9 protein-coding genes are annotated in these 19,288 nt (G+C 71.5%); 6 read left to right on the top strand and 3 right to left on the bottom strand.

Annotation, left to right across the window (positions count from 1 at the left end):
• Positions 1 to 44: 44 nt before the first annotated feature.
• Together galT and ACN261_RS07910 are read left to right on the top strand one after the other, a co-directional pair.
• Positions 45 to 1,103, top strand: a complete 1,059-nt coding sequence (gene galT, locus ACN261_RS07915) for a galactose-1-phosphate uridylyltransferase (RefSeq protein WP_421484649.1) — start codon at positions 45 to 47, stop codon at positions 1,101 to 1,103.
• 238 nt (positions 1,104 to 1,341) lie between these two features.
• The gene (locus ACN261_RS07910; protein WP_421484648.1) at positions 1,342 to 2,163 is read left to right on the top strand and encodes an AfsR/SARP family transcriptional regulator; all 822 of its coding nucleotides are present in this window, start codon (positions 1,342 to 1,344) and stop codon (positions 2,161 to 2,163) included.
• A gap of 49 nt (positions 2,164 to 2,212) precedes the next feature.
• Here ACN261_RS07910 and ACN261_RS07905 read toward each other — a convergent pair whose 3' ends face one another.
• The 3 genes from ACN261_RS07905 to ACN261_RS07895 all read right to left on the bottom strand — a co-directional run bounded on the left by ACN261_RS07905 (position 2,213) and on the right by ACN261_RS07895 (position 4,683).
• Positions 2,213 to 3,556: an NAD(P)/FAD-dependent oxidoreductase gene (locus ACN261_RS07905; protein WP_421484647.1), complete on the bottom strand. Its 1,344-nt coding sequence runs from the start codon at positions 3,554 to 3,556 to the stop codon at positions 2,213 to 2,215.
• Between the two features lie 29 nt (positions 3,557 to 3,585).
• Positions 3,586 to 3,858 carry an acyl carrier protein gene (locus ACN261_RS07900; protein ID WP_421484646.1) on the bottom strand — a complete coding sequence of 91 codons (273 nt, stop codon included), beginning with the start codon at positions 3,856 to 3,858 and terminating at the stop codon, positions 3,586 to 3,588.
• Positions 3,859 to 3,936: 78 nt separating this feature from the next.
• Positions 3,937 to 4,683, bottom strand: coding sequence for a thioesterase II family protein (locus tag ACN261_RS07895; RefSeq protein ID WP_421484645.1), 747 nt, complete (start codon positions 4,681 to 4,683; stop codon positions 3,937 to 3,939).
• Between the two features lie 138 nt (positions 4,684 to 4,821).
• On the opposite strand from ACN261_RS07895, the gene ACN261_RS07890 reads away from it, so the two are divergent.
• The 4 genes from ACN261_RS07890 (at position 4,822) to ACN261_RS07875 (ending at position 19,230) form a co-directional block, all read left to right on the top strand.
• A complete protein-coding gene (locus tag ACN261_RS07890) occupies positions 4,822 to 10,542 on the top strand; it encodes a beta-ketoacyl synthase N-terminal-like domain-containing protein (RefSeq protein WP_425849242.1) in 5,721 nt (1,906 codons plus the stop codon).
• 88 nt (positions 10,543 to 10,630) lie between these two features.
• A complete protein-coding gene (locus tag ACN261_RS07885) occupies positions 10,631 to 15,835 on the top strand; it encodes a beta-ketoacyl synthase N-terminal-like domain-containing protein (protein ID WP_425849240.1) in 5,205 nt (1,734 codons plus the stop codon).
• Between the two features lie 58 nt (positions 15,836 to 15,893).
• Entirely contained in the window at positions 15,894 to 17,510 is a 1,617-nt protein-coding gene (locus tag ACN261_RS07880) for an NAD(P)/FAD-dependent oxidoreductase (protein WP_425849237.1), read from the top strand.
• 52 nt (positions 17,511 to 17,562) lie between these two features.
• The gene (locus tag ACN261_RS07875) at positions 17,563 to 19,230 is read left to right on the top strand and encodes an NAD(P)/FAD-dependent oxidoreductase (RefSeq protein ID WP_421484641.1); all 1,668 of its coding nucleotides are present in this window, start codon (positions 17,563 to 17,565) and stop codon (positions 19,228 to 19,230) included.
• Positions 19,231 to 19,288 lie beyond the last annotated feature (58 nt).

The raw sequence follows: 19,288 nt of genomic DNA, 5'->3' as shown, positions 1-19,288 counted from the left end.
AACCGTCCCCGGTACCCACGCTCGTCAGGAGAGGAACCAGCAGCATGAAGAAGTCAGCGAGTCGCCTGTCGGACGGCCGTGAACTGATCTACTACGACGCCGGTGACGACGCGGTGCGCGATGTGATCGACTCCCGGCTGCTCGACCCGGTGCCCCGGGGTTCGCAGGCCCGCCACGACCCGCTGCTCGACGACTGGGTCGTGGTGGCTGCGCACCGCCAGCTGAGGACGTACCACCCGCCCACCGAGGACTGCCCCCTGTGCCCCTCCCGCCCGGGGCACGCCAGCGAGATCCCCGCCGGGAACTACGGCGTGGTCGTGTTCGAGAACCGCTTTCCCGCCCTGGCCGGTGACCCGGTCGACGGGGAGGGCTCGGCCGGCCGGTGCGAGGTCGTCTGCTTCAGCCCCGAGCACGACACGTCCTTCTCGGAACTCTCCCCCGCACAGGCCCGCCTCGTGCTCGACGCGTGGATCGACCGCACCGCGGACCTGTACCAGCAGGACGGCATCGAACAGGTCTTCCTCTTCGAGGACCGGGGCGAGGAGATCGGGATGACGCTCGTGCACCCGCACGGGCAGATCTACGCCTATCCCTTCGTGACGCCGCGGGTGGCACGGATGCTGGAGTCCGCCCGTGCACACCGCAGCCGGACGGGTCTCAACATCTTCGACGACCTCGTGGCGGGGGAACTGGCCGCCGGAGAGCGGATCGTTCTCGAAAACGGTCACTGGGTGGCCTTCGTGCCCCGGACCGCACGGTGGCCGTACGAAGTGCACCTCTACCCCCGTTCGCGGGTGCCGGACCTGCTGGGCCTCGACGACGCTGCGCGGGCCGCGTTCCCGGCCATCTATCAGGAGGTGCTCGCCCGTTTCGACCGTCTGTTCGGCGTCGGTGCGGGGCCCACCCCCTACCTCTCGGCCTGGTTGCAGGCACCGCGACGCGCTCCGGACCGGGACGAGTTCGCTCTGCACCTGGAGCTGTTCACGGTGCGGCGGACGGCGTCCAAGCTGAAGCACCTCGCCGGATCGGAACACGTCATGGGGGTGTTCATCAACGAGGTGTCGCCCGAGGAGGCCGCCGAGACGCTCCGGAAGCTCGGCTGAGGCGTCCCGGCCCCGCGCATGCGTCGGCGCCGGGGCGTTCGCCTCCGGCTTCCAGCTGTGAAAATGTCACGACCTCCATGTGTCCCCTTTCCCCCCGCTCCCGTGAGTATGGCACTGGCGCACGATTTGCATCGATGGAAACATTGCCGGTGCAGCCAATCACGAATCGGCGATCGCCGATTGTTTGATTGGTGTGCCCGCGATAGGTCCCGAGCGTCGGTCGAAGGGGGAGTATGAGGTGGAAGCGAAGCTACTCGGGCCATTTGTGGCACGCCGGAACGGCACGTCGATCCTGCCGAACGCGGACAAGCCGCGTCAGGTGCTCGCCGTACTCGCCCTTAATGCCAACACCGTGGTGCCGGTCCAGCTTCTGATCGAGGAATTGTGGGGAGAGCGACCACCGCGCAGCACCGCGACGACCCTGCAGACGTACGTCATGCAGTTGCGCAGGAGGATCGGGCTCACGGCGAACCAGGAGGGGTCACCCGCGCCCAAGGACGTCCTGGTCACCCGACATGGCGGCTACCTGTTGGCCGTGCCACCGGACCAGGTGGACGTGGCGTTGTTCGAGCGGTTGGTCAGCTCCGCCCGGGCCGCCGCCGCGAGCGCGGACGCCGGCACCGCCTCCCGGCGGTACGCCGAGGCGCTCGCGCTGTGGCGGGGGAACGCCCTGGTCGACGTCTCCGTGGGGCGGGTGCTCGCGCCCGACGTCGTCCGCCTCAACGAGGCGCGGATCGGCGCCATCGAGGGAAAGGTGTCCGCCGACCTACGGCTGGGACGGCACACGGAACTGTTGAGCGATCTCGCCGAACTGACCGCGCGGCACCCGATGCACGAGAACCTCAACGCCCAGTTCATGATCGCGCTGCACCGTTCCGGGCGTACCTACGACGCGTTGCGCACCTACCAGCGCCTGCGCGAGACGATGGTGGAGGAGCTGGGGCTCGAACCGTCCAGCCGGATGCGGTGCCTGCACCAGGCGGTGTTGTCGGCCGCACCGGAGCTGGAGCTGTCCGGCGGGGCCGCCGGGCTGGACTTCGAGTACGCGAACCAACGATGACCGCCGTCGGCCGGCTGCGACCGGAACCCGGTCGCAGCCGGCCGGCCGATCAGAAGGCGGGCATCGCCGAGGGCGCCCGGAGGCTACCCAGAAAGGGATACCAGAGATGGGTGGGGTCGTTCTCCACCGCGTGCAGGATCTCCCGCATGGCGCTGAGCGCCTTCGGCTCCTCGTCGTCGTAGACGTCGCCCTGCAACATCTTCAGTACGTCCAGGCGGTACCTGTCGTCCTGCACGAACGCGGTGAAGAGAATGTTGAGCCGGTAGTACATCGAGATGAACTCGTACCAGTTGCGTACGCCCCGCCGGAGCTTCCGCTCGTAGGACGCGAAGCGTGCCCGCCTGAAGTCCCCGGCCCCGGCCGCCGCGATGATGTCCTGACAGGCGATGCGCGCACTGTTGAGGGCCACGCTGACACCGCTGGAGAAGATGGGGTCCACGAACCGGGCCGCGTCACCCACCATGACGTAGTTGTCGCCGGCGATCTGCTTCATCGCGTAGCTGTAGTCGCCCTCCGTCTTCAGCGGGCGCACCTGGTCGGCCCGCTTCAGCACGTCGAACAGATCCGGACGGCTGGCCAACGTCTCCCAGAAGAACCGTTCCCGGTCACCGTCGAACTCCCGGAACCGACGCTTCTGCGACACCACACCCACCGAGGTGACCGTGGCGGTGATGGGAATCTGCCACACCCAGGTGTCGACGACCGGCAGGAAGTGGATGTAGATGTAGTCGAGGCGGTCGGGCGCGGCGGCGAACGCCGCCCGGTCGAAGTGCTCGAACCAGCCGTGCACCGCGTACTGGTTGAACACCGGGTCCGGCTGCTTGACGCCCAACTGCGTCCCGAGCTGGGTACGCCGGCCGCTGGCGTCGACTACCATCCGAACCGGTACCCCCACCTGCCGGCCACCCACCCTGACCGTGAGGGTGGGCGACGCGCCGGAGAAGTCGACCTCGCCGACCCCCACTCCCTGGAAGACCCGGGCCCCGGCGGCCTCGGCGTTCTTGAGCAGGATCTGGTCGAAGAGCCCCCGGTCGACGTGGAACGTGTACGGGCGGTCGACGCCCGGCTGGTCGCGCTCGTCGAACCTGATCTCGGCGGACCGGAATCCGTTGTTCAGGTTGCGGAAGCCCAGGGTGTTGATGTCCCGGTCCTCGGCCGACGTCCACGCCGCGCCGTACTTGCGGGGGAAGCCCGCCGCCTCGATCTGGTCCATACAGCCGATCTCCCGCAGGACCGGCGTGGTCGCCGGGACCAGGGACTCGCCGACGTGCTCCCGGGGAAAGTTCTCCCGCTCGAAGAGGCCGACGGACAGCCCCGCCTTCGCCAGGTAGGCCGCCGCCGCGGAACCCGCGGGACCACCACCGATGATGCCGACGTCGAACTCTGCGTCCACTGCGTCTCACTCCCTTCGTGGTGCAATGCTCAGGCCGGTTGCAGGGACAGGTCGTAGACCAGGTCGGCAATGGCGCGCAGATTGCGGAAGTGCTGACCGGTGATGAGTGCCGGCGGAACTGCCACACCGAAACCGTCCCGGATGTACGCCAGCAGGCGTACCAGGTTGAGACTGTTCAGCACACCCCATTCCAGCAACGGCGTGTCCGACGACAACTGCGATTCTCTGGCGTCCCCGAGAAGGTTCTCGGTGATGTACTGATGGAGGTCCTGCTCCAACCGCACACGATCGATCGAGCCCACTGACTCTCTCCTGTCTTTCGGGTCACGTCCGTTTCACCGCACGGTACGAACCCGTGGTGGAGCTTGACTCAGACCCGGCTATGGCCTCGCCGACGTCATCAGTCGCTCCAGCCTCGTGCGCAGCACCCCGGCGAATGCGTCGGTGCGGACGAAGAAGTGGTCCCCGGCCAGCATCGTCAGCTCGAACGACGAGGTGGTCTCCCGCTCCCACCCGGCCAGCCCGGCCCGGTGGGTGAGGGTGTCCTCGCTACCCCCGAACACCAGCAGCGGCACGGCCAACGGCGGTGCGTCGCCCCGGCGGTACCCGTCGGCCATGCGCAGGTCCGCCCGCAGCGCCGGCAGGTACGCCCGAAGCAGGGCCGGCTGATCCCGCAACTGGTCCGGGATTCCGCCGAGCCGCTGGACCGCCGCCAGGAACGCCTCGTCGGGCAGGTGGTGCGGCACCACCACCGGGGACGGCGTCGTCGGTGCGTTGCGCCCGCAGAGCAGCAGCGCCTCGGGTGGGGCACCCAGGGCGGCGAGTCGCCGCGCGGTCTCGAACGCCAGCAGGGCGCCGAAGCTGTGCCCGAGCAACGCCACCCCGCGACGGTCGTCGGCGCGTATCCGCGTGAGCAGTTGGTCGACCAGGGGGCCCATCTGGTCGACGGGCCGCTCGACGAGGCGGCTGCCGTGTCCCGGCAACTCCATCGGGACGACCTCGACGCCCGCCGGCACCGAGCGACGCCAGCGTACGTACCCGGCCGCCCCGCCACCGGCGTGCGGCAGGCAGTACAACGTCAGCCACGGGGGCTGTTCGTTTCCGGTCATCTGCGTGCGTGAATGCATGTCGAATCCTTCCGACATCCCAGGACGGTCAGTCCTTGAGCGATTTCCGAGCCGTCCGGGGGACGGTCGGTTCATCCGTATCGCACGCCCGTGCACATGCTACGCGGCATTCAGCTCACGGTCCCCGAAGGAGTTCTGATGCAGGATTCGGTGAGCGGACCCCTCCGGGCTCTGCGCGTTTACCGTCCCGACGACATCGCCGTCGTGGGCGTGGGATGCCGGTTCCCCGGTGGGATACGCAGTGCCGATGGCCTCTGGCAGGCGTTGACCGACGGCGCGGACGTGATCCGGGAAGTGCCGCCCGACCGTTGGGACGACTCGTTCCACGCCGACGACCCGACGGATCCGGGCACGATCTACACCAGATTCGGCGGCTTCCTGGAGGACATCGACCGCTTCGACGCCGACTTCTTCCACGTCTCGCCCCGGGAGGCGGCCGAGATCGACCCGCAGCAGCGCATCCTGCTGGAGGTCGCCTTCGAGGCGATGCAGGACGCCGGCCGGCCGCTGCCCGCGTGGGCGGGAACCCGCACCGGCGTCTTCGTCGGCATGCTGGGCGGCGACTACCTGCTCCTGCACACCAAGACCGCCGGGCACCGGGCCATCAACCCCTACTTCGCCAGTGGCAAGGAGTTCAGCTTCGCCGCCGGGCGGATCGCCTACACCTTCGGGCTCCAGGGCGCGTGCATGACCGTCAACACGGCCTGCTCGTCCTCCCTGGCCGCCGTGCACCTCGCCTGCCAGAGCCTGCGGGACGGATCGATCGACACCGCCCTCGCCGGTGGGGTGAACACCCTCCTCACCCCCGAACTGTCGATCTTCATGAGCCGGGTGCAGGCGATGTCCGCCTCCGGCCGCTGCCGGCCGTTCGACGCGGCGGCGGACGGCATCGTCCGGGGGGAGGGCTGCGCGGTCGTCGTGCTCAAACGGTACGCCGACGCGGTCCGCGACCGGGACCAGATCTACGGGATCCTGCTCGGTAGCGCCCTCAACCACAACGGCCACAGCGCCGGGCTGACCGTACCCAGCGTGCCCGCGCAACAGGAACTCCTGCGGCAGGCACTGACCGCTGCCGGTGTCGACGGCACCCGGGCCGCGTACGTGGAGGCCCACGGCACCGGTACGCCCCTGGGCGACCCACTGGAGGTGTCGGCGCTCGCGGAGGTCATGGGCCGGGGCCGCCCCGACGACCGGCCGCTGGTCATCGGCTCGCTGAAGGCGAACTTCGGTCACATGGACGCCACCGCCGGGGTGGCGGGCCTACTCAAGACCCTGCTGGTGCTGCGGCACGGCGTCGTCCCCCGGCAACTGCACTACCGCACGCCCTCGCCGCACATCGACTGGGAGCACTCCGGCATCACCGTCGCCGCCGAGAACCTGCCCGTCACTGCCGACGGGCAACCGTTGATCGGCGGGACCAGCGCCTTCGGGCTGTCGGGGACCAACGTCCACGTCGTCGTGGGCGCGGCACCACCGGCACCGGCCCTGCCCGACGCCACGTCCGCCCCGTACACCCTGCTGCTCTCCGCCACGACCCGGCGGGGGCTGCGGGAGACCGCCGACGACTTCGCGGACCTCCTCACCGACCGCCCGGTCGAGCCGGTCGTGGCGACCGCCGCCGTCCGGCGCACCCATCACCGGCACCGCCTGGCGGTGGTCGGCACCACCGGCGAAGGACTGGTCGCCGGCCTCAGGGCGGCGGCCCGTCGCCAACGACACCCCGCGGTACGCCTCGGCGACCCCGTCGCCGACGCACCGCCGGTCGTGTTCGCCTACTCCGGACACGGGGCGCAGTGGCCCGGTATGGGAATGGACCTCTACGAGACGGAGCCGGTCTTCCGCACCGCGTTCGACGAGTGCGACACCGCCCTGTCCGGCCATGCGCGTTGGTCGGTCCGGGACGCGGTCCGCGACCCGGACCCGGCCATCCTGCGCTCCACGGAGATCGGGCAACCCGCCCTCTTCGCCTTGCAGGTGTCGCTGAGCCGCCTCTGGATGTCGTGGGGGGTCAGGCCGGACGCGGTCGTCGGTCACAGCATGGGCGAGATCGCCGCGGCCCACGTCGCCGGGGCGCTCACGCTGCCCGACGCGGCGCGTCTCGTCATCGTCCGGAGCCGGACCCTCCAGGAGGCGAGTGGCTCGGGACGGATGGCGTCGGTCGACCTGCCCGCCGACGAACTGCGTCCGCTGCTCGCGGAGCGCTACCCCGACCTGGTGGTCGCCGCAGTCAACGGCCCCGACGCCGTCGTGGTCAGCGGACCGGCGGAACCGCTGCGCGCCATGGTCGCCGAACTCGTCGAGCGGGACGTCTCGGCGGTGGAACTGTCGGTGGAGTACCCGTCGCACGGACCGCTGATGCAGCCCTACAGCGAACGGCTGCGCGCCCTCCTGGACGACCTGACGGTGACCACACCGGCCGTACCTCTGCTGTCCAGCACCGATGCCGAGGACACCGGCGGCCGGCCGGACGCCGACTACTGGGCGCGCAACCTGCGGCAGCCCGTCCTGTTCTGGCCCGCCGTCGACCGGCTCCTCAAGGAGCGGGAACCCGCCTTCGTGGAGATCGGCGCGCACCCCGTGCTCGGTCGTGCGGTGCGGTCGGCGCTGGCCCACCGCGACCGGGTCGGACCGGTCGTACCGTCCCTCGTACGGGGTGAGGACGCCGCCACCGTCCTGGCGACGTCCCGGGCCGAACTGCACGTCGCCGGAGTCCCGGTCGACTGGGCGGCGCGGTGGCCGGCGCCGGTCGCCGCAGTGGCGCTGCCCCCCGAGCGGTGGGCCGGCTCGACCTACTGGTTGCCGGGCGTGGCCCGGGGCGAGCAGGGTGCCCGTACCGCCGAACCGACCGTCGCCGCGGCCCCGGTGCCGCCCGCAGGCCCACCGTCGGCCGTCCGGGTCGGCACCACCGGTCGACCGGAGCTGGTGGCGACCCTCCAGGCGGCGCTCGCCGAGATCCTCGGGCACCCGGCCGGCACCTCCGTCGGCATCCACCGGGGATTCTTCGAGCTCGGCCTCGACTCCGTCTCCGCCCTGGAGTTCGCCAACCGGGTGCAGAGCGCCGTCGGTGCCGTCGTGGACGGTGCCGACGTGCTCCGGTGCGGCACCATCGACGAACTGGCCGGGCACCTGCTGTCGTCGCCGGTACCGGTCACCCCGGTCACTCCGGCACCCCCGTCGACCGTCGTGGACCCGCAGCGGGGCACCGAGCCGATCGCGATCATCGGCCTCGCCTGCCGGGTGCCCGGAGGAGCCGACGCGGACGGCTTCTGGGCGCTTCTCGACCAGCACCTGGACCCCAGCGGCGAGGTCCCCGCCGACCGGTGGGACGCCGGCCGGCTGCTCGCCGACGGTACGACGACGACCGCACGGGGGTCGTTCCTCCCCGCCGTGGACGGGTTCGACCACCGGTTCTTCCGCGTCTCCCCCCGGGAGGCGCGCAGCATGGACCCCCAACAACGACTCTTCCTCGAAGTGGCCTGGGAAGCGCTGGAGGACGCCGGGCTGCCCGCCGACGACCTGCGCGACAGCGCGACCGGGGTCTTCGTCGGGCTCAACACCACCGACTACCAGCAACTCGTGCTCGGCGCGGACACCGAACTCGACCTCTACTACGGCACCGGCACATGCTTCTCCGGTGCGGCGGGCCGGCTGTCGTACCTGCTGGGGCTGCGTGGACCGAGCATCGCCGTGGACACCGCCTGCTCGTCGTCGCTGACGGCCGTACACCTGGCCTGCCAGTCGCTGCGCACCGGGGAGTGCCGGGTCGCCGTCGCCGGCGGCGCGAACGTGATGGCGACGTCCACCGTGTTCCGGGCGATGTCCGCGGCCGGTGCCCTGTCCCGGGACGGGCGGTGCAAGTCGTTCGCCGAGGCCGCCGACGGTTACGGCCGTGGGGAGGGTGCGGGCGCCGTGATCCTCAAGCCCCTGTCGCTGGCGTTGGCGGACGGTGACCGGGTGCACGCCGTCATCCGCGCGAGCGCGGTCAACCAGGACGGGGCCAGCGGCGGGCTGACCGTGCCCAGCGGTGTCGCCCAGCAGGCGGTCATCACCGACGCCCTGCGCCGGGCCGACCTCGGAGCCGCCCAACTGTCCTACCTGGAGGCACACGGCACGGGCACCCCGCTGGGCGACGCCGTGGAGCTGCGCGCGATCGCCGACGTGCGACGGGCCGGCGGCGCGACCGACCAGCCGCTGCTGGTGGGCTCGGTGAAGAGCAACATCGGTCACCTGGAGGCGGCGGCCGGCGTGGTCGGCCTGATCAAGGTCGTGTTGTCGCTGCGGCACCAACGCATCCCGGCGCAGCTGCACCTGGACGAGCTCACCAGGGAGATCGACTGGGACGCCTCCGGTCTGGCCCCCGTCCGCCGTACGACGGCGTGGCGACGCGGCAACCGGCCGAGGATCGCCGGGGTGAGCGCCTTCGGGTTCACCGGCACCAACGCCCACCTGATCGTGCAGGAGGCACCGGAGCGCGCGTCGGCGACGGCGGCGACCTCCGGCCCGTACCTGCTGGCGGTCTCGGCGGCCAGCGCGGCGGCGCTCGACGACGCCAGGGCCCGCCACGCGGAGCACCTCGCCGACAGCGAGGAGATGGACACGGCCGACCTCGCGTGGACGTCACTGGCCCGGCGTAGCCACCACGAACACCGGGTCGCGGTGGTGGCCGGATCGGTGCGGGAGCTGGCCCGGGCGCTGCGGTCACCACGGCACGCCGGGATCGTCCCCGCGGGCGGGTCCCGTCGGGTGCTCTTCGCCTTCGGTGACGACGCGCCGCCGTGGTCGGAGCTGCTGGACGCGGCGGCGCGGCTGCCCGGGTGGGGAGACCGGCAGATCGCCGCGCTACGGGCGCAGGTCACCGACCTCCGTACGGCGATCCGGCCGGTGGCGTCGCCCGGGGGAGCGGTCGACGGCGAACCGGCGGCCGCCGTCGCCGCGTTCGTCGACCAGCTCTCGGCGGCGCTGGTCTGGCAGTCGGTGGGGCTCGTGCCCCAGGCGGTGGCCGGCACCGGTGCCGGCGCGTACGTCGCCGCGTGTGTGGCCGGTGAGCTGTCACCGGAGGAGGCCCTGCACCGCCTCACCACCGACCGCGCACCGGCCGACGCGGCGCAACCGGGACAGCTGCGCCGACTGGCGGCACCGGCGGATGCGGACGACGACGACCTCGTCCTGGACCTCGGGGCCCGGACGCCCCGGGTCCGGCTCGCCGGCACGGTGGTCCATCGTCCACCGACCGACGCCGTCACCGTCGAGTCCCTGCTAGGTGTCGTCGCCGCCCTGCACGTGCAGGGGGCCCCGATCCGCTGGGACCGGCTGCTACCCGGCGGCGGACGGGTGACGTCGCTGCCCGCCTACCCGTGGCAGCGCACCCGGCACTGGGTGCACGGCGTCACGGACGGCAGCGCCCCGGCCGGACGGTCCGGGCCGGCTCACGTGGACGCCCCGACCGACGGGCCGTCGACCGCGATGTCCACCGTCGGTGCGTTGCCCGCGTCGGAGCGGGAGCCCTGGCTGGTCGACCTGCTGCTACCGGTGGTGGCGGAGGTGCTCGGCGAGACCGACGACATCGATCCCGACCGGGGCTTCTTCGACCTGGGATTCGACTCCGTCCTGTCGATGAAACTCAAGCGTCGGGCCGAGGTGGTGCTCGGTGTCGAGCTACCCAACACCGTTCTCTTCGAATGCCCCAACACGCGGGCGCTGGCCCGGTTCGTGGTCCGGGAGGTCATACCCGGTGAGCCTGCGGAACCGGACGACGGTGACCCGCTCGCCGAACTCAGCGACGAGGCGCTCGCCGCGCGGCTCGCGGCGGCGGTCTCGGCCTCAGCGGTCGTCGGCGGCGACCAGGGTCCCGCCCGGTGAGCCGGGGCGACCTTGAGCCGCCTACGAGCGGTGGTAAAGGGCCGGGCGCTGCACTGAGGTCACCGGGGCCGCAGCGGATGGAGATGAGATGACCCAGAGCGAGCTTCGTGCGCAGCTTATCGACGCGTTGCGACTGATCGAACGGCTACAGGACGAGTCGGCGCGACCGCGTACGGAGGACGGACCCGTCGCCGTGGTGGGCGTGGGCTGCCGGCTCCCGGGCGGCGTGCGGGGGCCGGACGACTACTGGCGGCTGCTCACCGGAGGTGTCGACGCCGTCGGTCCGTTCCCCGCCGAACGTGCTGACATCACCCCCTGGTACGACCCCGACCCGGACGTCCCCGGCCGGACCTACGTCGACCGGGGAGCGTTCCTCGACGACGTCACCCGCTTCGACGCGGGGGTCTTCGGCATCTCACCGCGCGAGGCGGTGGGCATGGACCCGCAGCAGCGCATGGTGATGGAGGTGGCCTGGGAGGCGATCGAGCACGCCGGGTACGCCCCCGACTCGCTGGAGGGCTCGGCGACCGGCGTGTACCTCGGCGTGAGCACCACGGACTACGTCCGGCTGCGACAGCAGTCGGGGGACACCGCCGAGGTCGACGCCTACCAGCTGATGGGCGAGCCCAGCTTCACCGCGGGGCGGTTGTCGTTCGCGCTCGGGCTGACGGGGCCCAGCCAGGTCGTCGACACCGCGTGCTCGTCCTCCCTCGTCGCGGTGCACGACGCCTGCCGGGCCCTGCGGCTGGGCGAGTGCGACACGGCACTGGCCGGTGGCGTCAACGCCATGCTCAGCCCCTACTCGTTCGTCCTGCTGAGCAAGTTCCGGGCGCTGGCACCGGACGGTCGGTGCAAGACCTTCGACGCGTCCGCCGACGGCTACGGGCGGGGCGAGGGCGTCGGCATCGTGGTGCTGAAGCGGCTGGCCGACGCGCACCGCGACGGGGACACCGTGCTGGCGGTGATCCGGGGTTCGGCGGTGAAGCACGACGGTCGCAGCAGCGGGTTGACCGTGCCCAACCCCGCCTCGCAACAGGCGACGATCCGGGACGCGCTCGGGATGGCCGGGCTGGCCCCCGCAGAGATCGACTACGTCGAGGCGCACGGGACCGGGACGGCCCTGGGCGATCCCATCGAGCTGCGCGCCCTCGACGCCGTGCTGGGCGGTGCCCACCGGCCCGGACCGCCGCTGCTGGTGGGGTCGGTGAAGACCAACATCGGCCATCTGGAGGCTGCCGCCGGCATCGCGGGCCTACTGAAGCTCGTCCTGTCGGTGCACCACCGCACGATCCCGCCGCAGTTGCACTTCCACGAGCCCAATCCGTACCTGGACTGGACGCGCCTGAGGGTCCGGGTGGTCGACGAGACGCAACCCTGGCCGCGTCGCGGCGAGGTGCGTGCGGGTGGGGTCAGCAGCTTCGGCGCGAGCGGGACGAACGCCCACGTCGTCGTCGCGGAGGCCCCGGCCGCACCCGCCGCCGATCCGCCGACCCGGCGACGCCACACCGACGTGCTCACCATCTCCGCCCGCAGCCAGACCGCGCTGCGTCGGCTCGCCACGGCCTACCGGGACCACCTTCGCACACAGGCGGGCACGCCCGTCCGTGACCTCTGCGCCACCAGCCGGGTCGGGCGCACCCGGATGACCCACGGCCTGGCCGTCGTGGGGGGATCGACCGACGCGCTCGCCGACGCGCTCGACAACCACCTGGCGGGCAGGCGCACCGACGTGGTCACGCCGGTCGCCCTGGCGGGGCACCGGAACCGCCGGGTCGCCTGGCTGTTCACCGGGCAGGGTGCCCAGTACGGCGGGATGGGGCAGGACCTGCGCGGTGAGCCGGCCTACCGGAAGGCGCTGGACGACGTCGCCGCGTTGATGGACCCGCTGCTCGACCGGCCGCTCGGTGAACTGCTGGACCTCGCGGACGCGCCCGACTCCCCGATCGACCAGACCGGCTACACGCAGCCGTGCCTGTTCGCCGTCGAGTACGCGCTGGCCCAGCTTTGGTTGTCATGGGGGCTGCGACCGGTGGCCGTGCTGGGGCACAGCGTCGGCGAGATCACCGCCGCCTGCGTCGCGGGTGTGCTGTCCCTGCCGGACGCGGTGCGTCTGGTCACCGCACGGGGCCGGCTCATGCAGTCGCTGCCGCCCGGTGGGGTCATGGCGACGCTGGTCTGCGACGGGGAACGGGCCCGCCGCGCGATCGCCGGCCACGAGGCGACCGTCGCCGTCGCCGCGCTGAACGGACCCACCGACACCGTGATCGCCGGACCGGCCGTCGCGGTGGAGAAGATCACCTCCGCCCTGCTGGCCGACGGCGTCAAGTCGCGGCTGCTGCGGGTGTCCCACGCCTTCCACTCCCCGCTGATGGCGCCGATCCTGAGCCGGTTGCGGGCGGTGACCGAGGAGTTGGAACACCACGAGCCCCGGTTCCGGATGATCTCCAATGTCAGTGGTCGCGACTGGGCGGGGCAGGGCCCCGAGTACTGGGTGCGACACGCCGAGGCACCGGTCCGCTTCGCCGACGGCATCCGCACGCTGCACGACAGCGGCGTCACCACGTACCTGGAACTGGGTCCGGCCCCCGTCCTGCTCGGCCTGGCGGCCCGCAACATCGACGATCCGGGCAGCGCCTGGATCCCCTCGCTACGCCGGGGCCGGGACGACGTCGCCCAGATGGCGAGTGCGGCGGGCACCCTGCACCTGCGCGGGCTGGACCTGGACTGGGGCGCGTTCGACGGTGGGCACCGGCACCGGCGCGTACCCCTGCCGACCTATGCCTGGGAGGGCGACTCGTACTGGTTCCGTGCGGTCGGGCCGGAGCAGGCCGGCACCCCCGCCGGGCGGGACCGGGCCGCCCCCGGTGCCGTCGAGCGGGTACCCGGCCCGATCCCCACGTACCGGCTGCCGGACGACACCGACCTGGCCGGCACGGTGGCAGCGGCGCTCCTGGCCGCCGAGGACGCGTGGGGTGGCGTCTGGTCGACGGTAGGGTCCGCCGAGACGGTCGCTGCCGCCCCCGACGGGGAAACGCGCACCTGGTACCTGACGCTCGAACCCGCCGGGACGGACGGGGCGGCCTTCACCTGCCACGGCCGTAGCGCCGGGGAGGAAGCCGCCGAGGCACCCTGGCAGGTGTACGCCCGGGGCACCCTGCACCGCCGGTGCCGGCCCGCGCCGGTGTCACCGGCCGACGGGTCGACGATCGCCACGCCGACGGGTGACGCCACCTCGCTGTTGCAGTTGATCAGGCACGCCGCCGCCCTGGGGGCGCCGCCGCAGCAGACCCTCTGCGGCCTCGACGGGCTGACCTGGCAGGCCGGCCAGCCCGTCTCCTCGGTCGTCCGCACCCCGGGCACCGGGCAGGTGATCTTCCGGGCCGGGGACGGGTCGATCGTCGGCGGGATCGATCGTCTCCATTATCGGGAACCGTCGATCGATGTCGACGAAGCGCCCTGGCGCGATCCCGACGAGCTCCTGTTCGACCTGCAATGGCACCCGGTGCGGCTGCCGGACGACCCGCCGGAACCCGACGACCGGTGCTGGCTGCTGCTGCCCGACCGCGCCGGGATCGCGGCGCGGTTGGCCGGTGAACTGCGCGGGCGAGGGGCGCGGTGCGTCGTCCTGGACACCCCGGCCGACGGGACGACGACGGCCGGTGCGGTGGCGGACGCCCTCGACCGTGACCCGGGCATCGGACACGTGGTGGCACTCACCGGAGTGGACGCCCCGGACGTCGACACCGCCGATCCGGTGGACCTGCTGGCGTTCCGGGACCGCGGGGAACTCGACGTGGTCCGTGTCGTGCAGGCGGCCCACCGGCGCGGCGGTGACCGACCGGTCACGGTGCACGTGGTCACCCGTGGTGCGGTGGCCACCGGCCCGGCACAGCGCACCCATGCGCCTGCCGCGACCCCGCTGTGGGGTCTGGGGCGGGTCGTGGCGCTCGAACACCCGGAGCTGTGGGGCGGTGCGGTCGATCTCGACCCCGACGACCCGGCCCCGCCCGCCGACGTCGCCGAACGGCTGGCCGTCGCGCTCCTGGCCGGCACGGTCGAGGACCAGCTCGCGCTGCGCCGCGAGGACGTGCTCGCGGCCCGGCTGGTGCGCCGTCCGCTCGCCTACCGCGCGGACCCGCCCCGGGTGCCGGTGCGCGCCGACGGCTCATACCTGATCACCGGCGGCTTCGGCGGCATCGGCACGGCCGTGGCGGACTGGCTGGCGGAGCAGGGGGCGGGCGCGCTGGTCCTGGCCGGTCGTAGCCCGCTGCCCGACCCCGCGTCGTGGGACGATCCGCACCTGGACGCCGCGGACAGGGCCCGGATCGACACCGTGCGCCGGCTGAGGTCACGCGGGGTGGCGGTCGAGACCGTCACGGTGGACGTCGCCGACACCGGCGACGTCGCCCGCCTGGTCGACCGGCTCGCCACCGGTTCGCCGCCGCTGCGTGGTGTGGTGCACGCCGCCGGGGTGTCCGGGCCGCAGGTGCTACGGGACGTCGACGTGGACCACTACGACCGGGTGTGGCGACCGAAGGTGCTCGGTGGTCTCGCCCTGCACCGGGCTACCGTCGATCGGCCACTCGACTTCCTGCTCGGGTTCTCGTCGATCGCGGCCACCTGGGGATCGCAGTTCCTGGCCAGCTACTCCGCGGCGAACGCGTTCCTCGACGGCCTCGCCCAGCACCGCCGTAGCCGTGGACTGGCGGCGCTGAGCGTCAGCTGGGGGCAGTGGGCCCTGCGGTCGAAGCTGTTCGGCGACGACGTGCGCGACTTCCTCTCGGCGACCGGGCTGCGCCCGCTGGCCGCCCCGCAGTGCCTGCGTCTGCTCGGTGCGCTGCTGGCCGGCGACGACGTCCACCGGGTCGTCTGTGCGGCGGACTGGGCGAGGTACAAGCCCGTGCTGGAGGCGCGTGCGGTGCGGCCGATGCTCGCGCTGATCGACGCCCCGCCGCCACGGGCCGCCGTCGACGGTGACGCCCCCCTGCTGCGACGGGTGCGGTCCACCGATCCGGCACAGCGACGCGAGGTGGTGGCCGCCTACCTCCGCGACGAACTCGCGCAGATCATGCAGCTCGACCGGCAGGTGCTGGACGGTCAGCTCCAGCTCCTGGAACTGGGCATCGACTCGTTGATGGTCATGGAACTGATCACCCGGATCCGGCAGGACTCGGGAGTCGAGATCACCAGCCGCGACTTCTTCGCCACGGACGCGGGCCGCTGGGACGAGTTCGTCCTGCGCGCCGTCACCGATCAGCACGAGCTGGACGCCGCGACCACCGGCACCGGTTGACCCGGACCACCGACCCGGACCCCATCCCCCATCCGACGGAGGTAAGACCTTGCATGACGTGGCGATTCTCGGCAGCGGCATGGCCGGCTCCCTGCTGGCGGCGGTGCTCGCCCGCAACGGGGTGAAGGTGGTGCTGCTGGATGCCGGCACCCACCCGCGCTTCGCGGTGGGTGAATCCACCATCCCGTACACCTCGGCGATGACCAGGGTCATCGCCGACCGGTACGACGTACCGGAGATCAAACCACTGGCGAGCTTCCAGGGTATCCAGCGGGCGATCTCGCACAACTCCGGCAAGAAGCAGAACTTCGGATTCGTGTACCACCGTGAAGGGCAGCTCCAGAACCCGGAGGAGATCAACCAGTTGGTCGTCCCGACGGCGCTGCGGACGGAGTCGCACCTGTTCCGCCAGGACGTCGACGCCTACCTCTACGCGGTCGCGGTCCGGCACGGTGCCCGTCCCCTGTCGGGCACGCGGGTGGCGGAGATCGACATCGACCCCGACCGGGGCGTGCTGCTGCGTACCCACGACGGTGACCGGATCCGCGCCAGCTACGTCGTCGACGCCAGCGGACACCGGTCGCCGTTGGTCGAGCAGTTCGGACTGCGTGAGGAGCCGACGCGGGCCCGGCACCACTCCCGCAGCCTGTTCACCCACATGCTCGGTGTCCGGCCGTTCGACCGGTCCCCGACGGCGACGCTGCACCGGCAGCCGAGCCCCTGGCACGAGGGGACGCTGCACCACGTCTTCGACGGTGGCTGGCTGTGGGTCATCCCGTTCGACAACCACCGGGAGTCCACGAATCCGCTGTGCAGCGTCGGGCTGACCCTCGACCCCCGGCGTTTCCCCGCCGACGACCGGTCGCCACAGCAGGAGTTCGACGACTTCCTGCACCGCTTCCCCGAGATCGCCTGGCAGTTCACCGACGCGGTGGCCGTGCGCCCGTGGGTCTCGACGGGCCGGCTCCAGTACTCCACCAAACAGGTGGTCGGCGAGCGGTTCTGCCTGACCTCCCACGCGGCGGGTTTCATCGACGCGCTCTACTCCCGGGGCCTCACCAACACCCTCGACGTCGTCAACGCGCTGGCCTGGCGGCTGATCCAGTCGTCACGGGACGGGATCTGGTCGACCGAGCGGTTCGATTACGTCGAGTCGCTCCAGCAGGGCCTGTTCGACGTCCACGACGACCTGGTCTACAGCTCGTTCGTCGCCTTCCGCGACTACCACCTGTGGAACGCGATGTACCGCACCTGGCTGATCGGCACGGTGCTGGGCACCATGGTGCTCGAGGACGCGTACTTCTCGTTCCTGCGTACCCGCGACGACGGCCGGCTCCGGGCCCTGGAACAGACCGACCACCCGGGTTCGCCGTTCCCGGTCAGCGAACAGTTCAACCAGCTCGGCCCCTTCACCCGCGATCTCTGCGTGGCCGTCGAGGACGGCACCCTGGCGGCGGAGACGGCGAGTTCCCGCCTGTTCGACAGGATCAGGGACGCGGACTTCATCCCGCCGTCGTTCGGTCTGGCGAACCCGTCGAACCACTGGTTCCACGCCACCCCGCCCAAGATGCTGCAGGCCGTGTGGTGGAGCCGGACCCAGGCGCCCCCGCACATCGGCCGGCCGATCCGGGGTGCCATCGGTGGCTTCGCCCGCTCCCGCGTCCGGCCGCACTGACCGGCCGCCACCAGTCACCCACGACCACTCAGCTCGCCAAGGAAGGACTGTCATGAGGCAGAGCCAGCTGGAGAAGACGACCTACGACGTGGCCATCCTCGGTTCCGGGGTGGCCGGGAGCCTGCTCGGCGCGATCCTCGCCCGACACGGCGCGAAGGTCATACTGCTCGACGCGGCCTCCCACCCACGCTTCGCGGTCGGCGAGTCCACCATCCCGTACACCCTGCTGTATCTGCGGACGCTGGCCGAACGTTACGACGTCCCCGAGATCAAGGCGTTGGCGACGTTCACCGAGACCCGCAAGACGCTGGGTGAGCGGTTCGGGGTCAAACGACACTTCGGTTTCCTGCTGCACCACCCGGGCCAACCGCAGAATCCCCGGGAGAGCAACGAATTCAACACCCCCAAGAACCTCCTCAACGAGGCGGCGCACCTGTTCCGTCAGGACACCGACTCGTACCTCTTCCACGTCGCCATCAAGTACGGGTGCAAGGCACGGCAGAACTTCCTCGTCTCGGAGATCGACTTCGACGACGCCGGGGTCACGGTGACCGGACGGGACGCCCAGTACCGGGCGCGGTACCTCGTCGACGCCAGTGGCTTCCGGTCGCCCGTCGCCGAGAAGTTCGGGCTCCGGGAGAACCCGTGCCGGCTCAAGCACCACTCGCGGTCGGTGTGGAACCACATGCTCGACGTCACCCCAACCGACGCCCTGTTCGACCACTCCCCCGACAACCGGCCGCCCTTCCCCTGGTACGAGGGGACCGTGCACCACATGTTCGAGCGGGGATGGGCCTGGGTCATCGCGTTCGACAACAACAAGTGGTCGACGAACCCGCTGTGCAGTGTGGGTATCACCGTCGACCCGCGGCGTTACCCCAAGCCGGACGACCTGACCCCGGAGGAGGACTTCTACCGCCTCGCCGCGCCGTATCCGGACATCGCCCGGCAGTTCGAGGGGGCCAAGCCGGTACGGGAGTGGGTCTCCACGCCGCGCCTGCAGTACTCGTCCAGCCGCTGCGCCGGTGACCGCTGGTTCCTGCTGTCGCACGCCGCCGGCTTCATCGACCCGCTCTTCTCCCGTGGCCTCTCGAACACGGCCGAGGCGATCAACGCGCTGGCCTGGCGGTTGCTACGGGCGGTGCGCGACAACGACTTCTCGGCGGAGCGGTTCGAGTTCGTGGAGCGGCTCCAGCAGCGGCTGTTCGACTACAACGACTCGCTGGTGAACGCGGCGTTCATCTCGTGGCAGCACTACGACCTCTGGACGGCGGTGTTCCGGTTCTGGGCCTGGGGCGCGAACGCCGGGTGCTACCAGATCCAACGTGCGCTCACCCGGTTCGCCCAGGACGGCGACGACCGGCACTTCAAGGAACTGGAGGACGTGCCGCACCTGGGGCACTACTGGGGTTTCAACGACGGCTTCGCCAAGGCGTACGACAGCATGGTCGAGCAGGTCGACGCCGTGGAGGCCGGCCGGGCCGATGCGGCCGACGTCGCCGACGACCTCTACGCGCAGATCGAGGCGGCCGACTTCTGGCCCAAGGGCTTCGGATTCGCTGAGAGGGACATGCGTTTCATCAGCCCCGGCCCCAAGACGTTCCTGCGGATGGCCCGTTGGGCGCGCACCGAGGCCGACCCGGAGCTGGGCAAGTTGATGATCGAGACGGGTCGGGAGGCCCTGAAGTCCCGCCTCATCAAGGGACGGAAGTTGTTCTGACCGCTCAGCGGCACCGTGCGCGCCGCCCCGGCGTCGCGGGATGAACCGGGAGGACATC

It is taken from the genome of Micromonospora sp. WMMD723, from assembly GCF_049863385.1.
In the GTDB taxonomy this organism is placed as follows: domain Bacteria; phylum Actinomycetota; class Actinomycetes; order Mycobacteriales; family Micromonosporaceae; genus Micromonospora; species Micromonospora wenchangensis.
Note: the sequence above shows the minus strand (reverse complement) of the source record. Positions and strands in the feature narration are given on the sequence as shown.